This window comes from Runella limosa DSM 17973, from assembly GCF_000482465.1.
Lineage (GTDB): Bacteria > Bacteroidota > Bacteroidia > Cytophagales > Spirosomataceae > Runella > Runella limosa.
In genome coordinates this window covers 1-6063 of the sequence record NZ_KI519433.1, presented here as the reverse complement: position 1 = coordinate 6063, position 6063 = coordinate 1, and the positions used below count along the sequence as shown (strand labels likewise).

Genomic DNA, 6063 nt, shown 5'->3' with positions numbered 1-6063 from the left:
GTGCTTGAGGTTTCTCAAAACCTCAAAAAAAGGGTTGCTCACAACCCTATGAATGATACAGCTTCTTAACAATAAATTATATGTGGATAGAACAAAACAACAAGCTCGTTCGTGAATACGAATTTGAAGACTTCAAAGAAGCCTTTGCATTTATGACCAAGGTCGCCGAAGTAGCCGAAGCCATGAATCACCACCCATGGTGGTCCAATGTCTGGAACAAGGTAACGATTGAACTTACCACCCACGACGCGGGCAACACAGTCACCGAAAAAGACGAAGCACTGGCCGAGGCCATCGAAGCTATTTTTGACGAAATGTAGCACAAAAAAAGCCCTCTCCGCAAAGCAGAGAGGGCTTCTGTCACTCTAAGCAGATAAAAAAATACCTTAATTGAGTAACTTTAATTTCAAGTCATTCAGTTGTTTGCGAATAGAGGCATCTACCTGGCGATCGCCTACACGAAGGATATACCCTCCGATTAACTTATCATCCACTTTCTCCTCCAGCTCTACTGTTTTACCAGTAGCTCCTGCCACAATCGTAATGAACTGCTTGCGCAACGCATCCGTCAATGCAGTAGAAGAAGTGATGTAGGCTTTCACAATGCCTTTGCGCTCATCGTACAATTTGATGAATGCTTCGGCAATGCTGTGCATGATACCTTCACGGTTTTTGTGAGTGATGATATTGAAGATACCAAAAGAAACAGGATCTACTTTATCTTGAAACACTCCTTTAAGTATAGCGAGTTTTTTATCATGGCGAACGACGGGGCTTTTCAAAGCCAACATCAACCCACGATTATCGTCGGAAACGGTTTTAAAAAGAACCATGTCTTTATAAACAGTTTCCACTACATTTTTTTCTTCTGCTAAATCAATCAACGACTTAGCGTATCGTAAAGCTACGGTAGATTCAGACATTTGTTTCGGCGCTTAGTTAAGTCTAGCTTCTTTTGCCAAATCAGCCACAAGTTGTTCTTGTGCCGACTTATCGCTCAATTCTTTGCGAAGTACCTTTTCAGCTATTTCAAGCGAAATGGTTACTACTTCTTTTTTCATTTGGGCAACAAGGGCAGCACGTTCGTTGCTGATGGTTTCGCGAGCATCTTCGATGATACGCTTACCTTCTACTGTTGCTTTGTCTTTAGATTCTGCAATGATACGATCCGCAGATTCTTTTGCTGCTTTCAAGATGCTATCGCGTTCGGCGCGGGCTTCTGCCAACAATTGTTGGTTGTCAGCTTGCAATTTTGCCATATCGGCGCGCGTCTTTTCAGCCAAGTCCAAAGCACTTTGGATTTGGTGTTCGCGCTCGCTCAAGCTTGACAAAATAGGCTTCCAAGCAAGTTTAGCCAACAAGAACAACAAAATTCCGAAGAATACTAATTGCCAAAATATGAGGCCGAGTTGGGGGGTTACTAATTCCATGATATTGAAATAGCTTATGAGTTTCTATTTACTAATCATTCTCCAGAAGCTTGCCTACTGCTTGCAACTGGAGAATGGTCTATCTTTAAGCAGCTACTAACGGATGCTGGTACCTAATGTACACAACGGTCGATAACCACTTTTTGGTAGGACGATGAATTACTTCAACAAAACTACCAACAAGGCGATAACGGCACCGAAGAGGGCAACGGCTTCAACGAAGGCCGCAACGATCAACATAGCACCTTGAATCTTTCCAGAAGCTTCTGGCTGACGAGCGATACCTTCCATAGCCGAGCTACCGATACGACCGATACCCAAACCTGCACCGATAGCAGCAAGACCAGCACCGATAGCGGCACCCATGTAACCAAGTGATGCGCTGCTCTGAGCGGCTTCTTGAAGCAAAATGTTAAGCAACATGATTGTAATTGATTATATATGAAAAAATAAAGTTTACAAAAATTAGTGGTGATGCTCTTCTACGGCTGCCCCGATATATGAAGCTGTAAGTACCGTAAAAATGTACGCTTGCAAAGCCGCTACCAACAACTCAATAAGATTGATAAAAGTAGAGAAGATGGCAACCGCTGGGCTTACGGCAAGGCTTTCAAAAATGAAAATCATGCTCAAAAAGCTCAATAAGATAATGTGACCCGCCGTGATGTTGGCAAAAAGACGAACCATCAATGAGAATGGTTTCATGAACAAACCAACAATTTCTACGGGAGTAAGGATAATCAACATCCATTTTGGAACGCCTGGCATGGCAAAAATGTGCGTCCAATACGTGCTTTTACCATTGAAGTTAACAACGATGAACGTAATCACCGCAAGGGTCATTGTCACGGCAATGTTACCCGTCAAGTTGGCGCCACCTGGCAACAAACCAAGCAAATTATTGATCCAAATGAAGAAGAACAATGTCAACAAATACGGCGTAAAACGACGGTAGTGTTTTTCGCCGATGTTGCTTTTGGCCACTTCATCACGAATAAAAATGATGATAGGCTCAAGAACCGACTGCAAACCTTTTGGCGATTTTCCTGTGCGCTCCTTGTACGACTTTGCAACTGTCAAGAAGATGGTCAACAACAAAATGAAGCTGAGAATCAACGACGCTACGTTCTTCGTGATTGAGAAATCTTTCACGTGTGAGCCGTCCAATGCCGTGATGTGTTCGTGCTCTAGTTTATATCCTTCGTAAGTTCCGTCTTCGCTGTGGTAGAAGTGGCTTGAAGAGAAAACTTTGAATCCTTTGCTTTCGTCATAAATAATAACTGGAAGCGGAATCGAAATGTGCGTGTGACCGATGGTTGCAAAATGCCACTCGTGGCCATCTGCAACGTGGTGCATAATCATTTCACCTGCGTTAAATTTCTCTTTCTCACCGTGTTTGTGAGGTTCTTCGGCCATTACTTGCGGCGATACAATGGCCGCTAAAAATAAGAAAAGTACAAATAGACGGATTGAAATATGTTTCATTATTGCTCTACGGTTTCAAATCGCGGCGCAAGTTACGATACATTCCGACAACTTCAAAGCAAGTATAAAATAAATATAATGCAAAAAAGGTAATGATGAACGAAACTACCTCATTTACTTGCAAATAGACGAATACGGCAACAAATACCATACACAAAATCAGCTTTATCACTGCTGATGCCAAGTAAAACTGCACAAATTTGTCGTTATCGTCCTGAAAACCAAAGGATAATATCCTGTGTTGAAGGATAGATAACGTAAAAAAGAAGGCTAAAATAAACCATTTTTCTTTTGGCAAAATGGCGCCAAAACCAAAGTATTCGGCTGTAAAAAATACAATTCCAATAATTGCAGAAAATAATATTGTCCGAAGCATAATTTCTTATTCGCTTTTTACTTGCACAATCATAAGGTATAAAGAAGCACCTACTGACCCCAACGAAAGCACCAGCGTGAAAAGTGGAAACTTGTAGGCCAACCATTCGTCAAGCTTCAATCCAGCATACACCCCCAAGCCTATTGTTCCCAACATTTGAAAAGCAATGCCCGAATATTTGGCATAGTTAGAGGTAAAACGTTTCTCCTGCTTAGGGTCGGTAGGGGTGCTCATTCGTTTGTTTGTTAAAAGTGTTAGTTGAGAGAAACCTTGTCAAATTCATGAATTTTTTGAACATCCACCTTGACAATTCCGTCCACTTTGGTACCGTCAAACATAGGTCTAAATTTAGCCCCCCACGTAATTTCTTCGTATCGGTACGAGTAGCGTGCATGAACTGGCTGCAAAAATGTTTCCTCCGTGGCGCGAATATACACCAGTATCTCCGTATCCGAATCCCTCAACCCTTCTTCGGTTACGCCGTACAAAGGACTTTCTTCCGTTAAAGGATGAACGAGTGTCCAGTGCATTGGGAAAAAATTCACTTGGTTGCGCTCAAGTTTCAACGGATAATACTTACGCGTTCGCTGTCCCGACGGTAGGGTTTCTAAACGCGATAACGACACCGACACGTTCACGTCCACCAATTCATTGGGACTCTCATTGATCATCCGAAACATCCACGCGTTAATGTCGAGATAAGGTGCAAAAATAGCATTTTGGCTAAACAATATTTTAGGAACAGGGCGAGAAAAACGGCTATAGACCAAGCCCGTCGCAATGGCAAAACCCAACACCCCCACCAACGACTCCACCGAAGACAAAGCGCTTGCCATCAATCCCGCAGGCGATACGTGCCCGTACCCTACTGTCGTGAGTGTTTGGGCGCTAAAAAAGAATGCTCCCCAAAATTTATCCGACACCCCCGTCCCGTGAATACCTTGCAAATTTTCGACCCCAATTACCAAGTAAAGTAGGGAGAACAGGCAGTTGACCACAAAGTAGATGAGAAAAACAACCACAAAAAAACGCGGCCAAGATAACAGCGTCAGGCGGTGAAAAATATCAGCCCAGGCCCAGAAAGACACATTGACCCGTTTGGCATTAAAACTACCATCAGGGTTGACCAGTCTGCCCTGTAAACCAGTCAGCTGCGTTCCGAAACCAAGTTCTACCCGCTGTTCTTCGCGCTCCAAAAGCGCACTTTTTTTAATTGAATTGATAAGTCTATTTGCCTTCATTGTTTGTTCGTAAATTAAGGATGGTTTAGAGAGGATTGAATACATAAATCCGAAAACCTTCACTTTTGTTCCACGACAGTCGTTTACCTTTGCCGAAAAAACGAACTTGTGAAGAAAGTCTCCATTCTCATTGCGGCACGCAACGAAGCAACCAATATCCTCGAATGCTTGCAGTCGGTTGAAGCACTGACGTACCCCAAATCGCACCTGCAAGTGCTCGTAGGCGATGATGCCTCGACCGACGAAACGGCGGACGTTGTTCGCAACTTTATTCACAACAAGCCTCATTTTAAATTAGTTAGCATCACCAGTACCCTTCCAAACTTAAAAGGGAAAACCAACGTTTTGGCCCAGCTCGCTCACCATGCCACGGGCGACTACCTGTTTTTTACCGATGCCGACATCGAAGTACCAGCCGACTGGATACAAGAAATGCTACGGCATTTTAAACCCAACGTTGGGGTAGTAACGGGCATCACCACCATGAAAATACCTCCATTTCCTCATTGGGGGTTAGGGGTCTTTCAAGGCATGGAGTGGCTTTTTTACCTCTCGCTCATGCGGCTTTTTGGCTTATTTGACATCCCAGTCACGGCCATGGGCAACAACATGGCCACCACCCGCCAAGCCTACGACGCCGTGGGTGGCTACGAAGGCATCCCGTTTTCGATCACCGAAGATTACGCACTTTTCAGGGCTATTTTGGAAAAAGGTTTTCGGTTTGAGCAACTTTTCGACCGCCGCGTGTTGACGATTTCAAAGCCTGTTCCGACCTTCCAAGAATTATTGATACAACGCAAACGCTGGATGTACGGAGCCATGTCGCTGCCGTGGGGACAGCGTATCGGGGTCTATCTCAACGGCTTACTGATTCCAATTTTGCTCGTTTTGGCACTCTTTTTTCCAAAAACTGCCCTCTTTTTGACCTTTGCCAGCTACGTTTTTACTACCGCTTGGCTTGTGGGTAGCCTCAGTTGGTTGCAGCTCAACACGCTGATGCTAGGAGCGCCCTTTTTCTGGTTTTATCACCTCGGAATGAACTTTACCATGCTGATTAACTTTTATACAACCAAAAACACACAGTGGAAAGGAAGAAACTATTTATAAATGTCAGTTTTAAATGTCGAATTTTTGTGGGGAGGGTTGCTCACAACCCGACATGGACAACGAACCATTCTACATCGCACGGATTTCTATGGTTTATGCAAGCGTGCGAGTATAATTTTTGTCATATTTTTGCTGGTGATGCACCACCGAGCAGATGCGATGAATGAGTTTGTTGCGAACGGCATTCAAAACTGACATTTTGTTCTTGCCTTCGGCGACCTTTCTCAAATAATAGTCTTGAATTTCGCCTTTGACTCGAATGGCGGACATAGCTCCTAAATGAAAAAGGCTTTTTAACCGTTTTCGGGCATGATGGTTAACCTTGGTTTTTCCTCTAATGCTACTGCCAGATTGGTATTCAAAAGGAGCAACCCCTGCATGACAGGCTAATTTTTTGGGATCAGTAATGTTAGTAAATTCGTTA

The 6063-nt window shown here is 43.7% G+C and carries 10 protein-coding genes; 2 read left to right on the top strand and 8 right to left on the bottom strand.

What is annotated here, in order from left to right; translation table 11 throughout:
- Window positions 1-80 precede the first annotated feature (80 nt).
- Window positions 81-320 (top strand): 4a-hydroxytetrahydrobiopterin dehydratase, encoded by a 240-nt coding sequence (locus K339_RS0131405; protein ID WP_028527133.1) that lies wholly within the window; start codon window positions 81-83, stop codon window positions 318-320.
- Window positions 321-386: 66 nt separating this feature from the next.
- Here the strand turns inward: K339_RS0131405 and atpH are convergent, their stop codons facing one another.
- The 7 genes from atpH to K339_RS0131370 form a co-directional block, all read right to left on the bottom strand.
- Window positions 387-923 (bottom strand): ATP synthase F1 subunit delta, encoded by a 537-nt coding sequence (gene atpH / locus K339_RS0131400; RefSeq protein ID WP_028527132.1) that lies wholly within the window; start codon window positions 921-923, stop codon window positions 387-389.
- A 12-nt stretch (window positions 924-935) separates the two neighbouring features.
- On the bottom strand, window positions 936-1430 hold the full coding sequence (gene atpF / locus K339_RS0131395) for a F0F1 ATP synthase subunit B (protein ID WP_028527131.1): 495 nt from the start codon (window positions 1428-1430) through the stop codon (window positions 936-938).
- Between the two features lie 159 nt (window positions 1431-1589).
- Entirely contained in the window at window positions 1590-1853 is a 264-nt protein-coding gene (gene atpE / locus K339_RS0131390; RefSeq protein WP_028527130.1) for an ATP synthase F0 subunit C, read from the bottom strand.
- Window positions 1854-1895: 42 nt separating this feature from the next.
- Complete coding sequence (gene atpB / locus K339_RS0131385; protein ID WP_037302402.1) at window positions 1896-2915, bottom strand: F0F1 ATP synthase subunit A; 1020 nt, start codon at window positions 2913-2915, stop codon at window positions 1896-1898.
- 7 nt (window positions 2916-2922) lie between these two features.
- Entirely contained in the window at window positions 2923-3291 is a 369-nt protein-coding gene (locus K339_RS0131380) for a hypothetical protein (RefSeq protein WP_028527128.1), read from the bottom strand.
- Window positions 3292-3297: 6 nt separating this feature from the next.
- Window positions 3298-3525: an AtpZ/AtpI family protein gene (locus K339_RS0131375; RefSeq protein WP_028527127.1), complete on the bottom strand. Its 228-nt coding sequence runs from the start codon at window positions 3523-3525 to the stop codon at window positions 3298-3300.
- Window positions 3526-3545: 20 nt separating this feature from the next.
- Complete coding sequence (locus tag K339_RS0131370) at window positions 3546-4532, bottom strand: ion channel (RefSeq protein ID WP_028527126.1); 987 nt, start codon at window positions 4530-4532, stop codon at window positions 3546-3548.
- A gap of 108 nt (window positions 4533-4640) precedes the next feature.
- On the opposite strand from K339_RS0131370, the gene K339_RS35530 reads away from it, so the two are divergent.
- Window positions 4641-5639 (top strand): glycosyltransferase, encoded by a 999-nt coding sequence (locus tag K339_RS35530; RefSeq protein WP_051398396.1) that lies wholly within the window; start codon window positions 4641-4643, stop codon window positions 5637-5639.
- Window positions 5640-5732: 93 nt separating this feature from the next.
- On the opposite strand, the gene K339_RS0131360 is transcribed toward K339_RS35530, so the two are convergent.
- A partial coding sequence (locus tag K339_RS0131360) for a transposase (protein WP_028527125.1) occupies window positions 5733-6063 on the bottom strand: 331 nt, incomplete at its 5' end.

What these genes read in the sequence shown, in the direction of transcription:
- K339_RS0131405 (WP_028527133.1), top strand. Translation starts at nt 81, where the DNA reads ATGTGGATAGAACAAAACAACAAGCTCGTTCGTGAATACGAATTTGAA.
- atpH (WP_028527132.1), bottom strand. Translation starts at nt 923, where the DNA reads ATGTCTGAATCTACCGTAGCTTTACGATACGCTAAGTCGTTGATTGAT.
- atpF (WP_028527131.1), bottom strand. Translation starts at nt 1,430, where the DNA reads ATGGAATTAGTAACCCCCCAACTCGGCCTCATATTTTGGCAATTAGTA.
- atpE (WP_028527130.1), bottom strand. Translation starts at nt 1,853, where the DNA reads ATGTTGCTTAACATTTTGCTTCAAGAAGCCGCTCAGAGCAGCGCATCA.
- atpB (WP_037302402.1), bottom strand. Translation starts at nt 2,915, where the DNA reads ATGAAACATATTTCAATCCGTCTATTTGTACTTTTCTTATTTTTAGCG.
- K339_RS0131380 (WP_028527128.1), bottom strand. Translation starts at nt 3,291, where the DNA reads ATGCTTCGGACAATATTATTTTCTGCAATTATTGGAATTGTATTTTTT.
- K339_RS0131375 (WP_028527127.1), bottom strand. Translation starts at nt 3,525, where the DNA reads ATGAGCACCCCTACCGACCCTAAGCAGGAGAAACGTTTTACCTCTAAC.
- K339_RS0131370 (WP_028527126.1), bottom strand. Translation starts at nt 4,532, where the DNA reads ATGAAGGCAAATAGACTTATCAATTCAATTAAAAAAAGTGCGCTTTTG.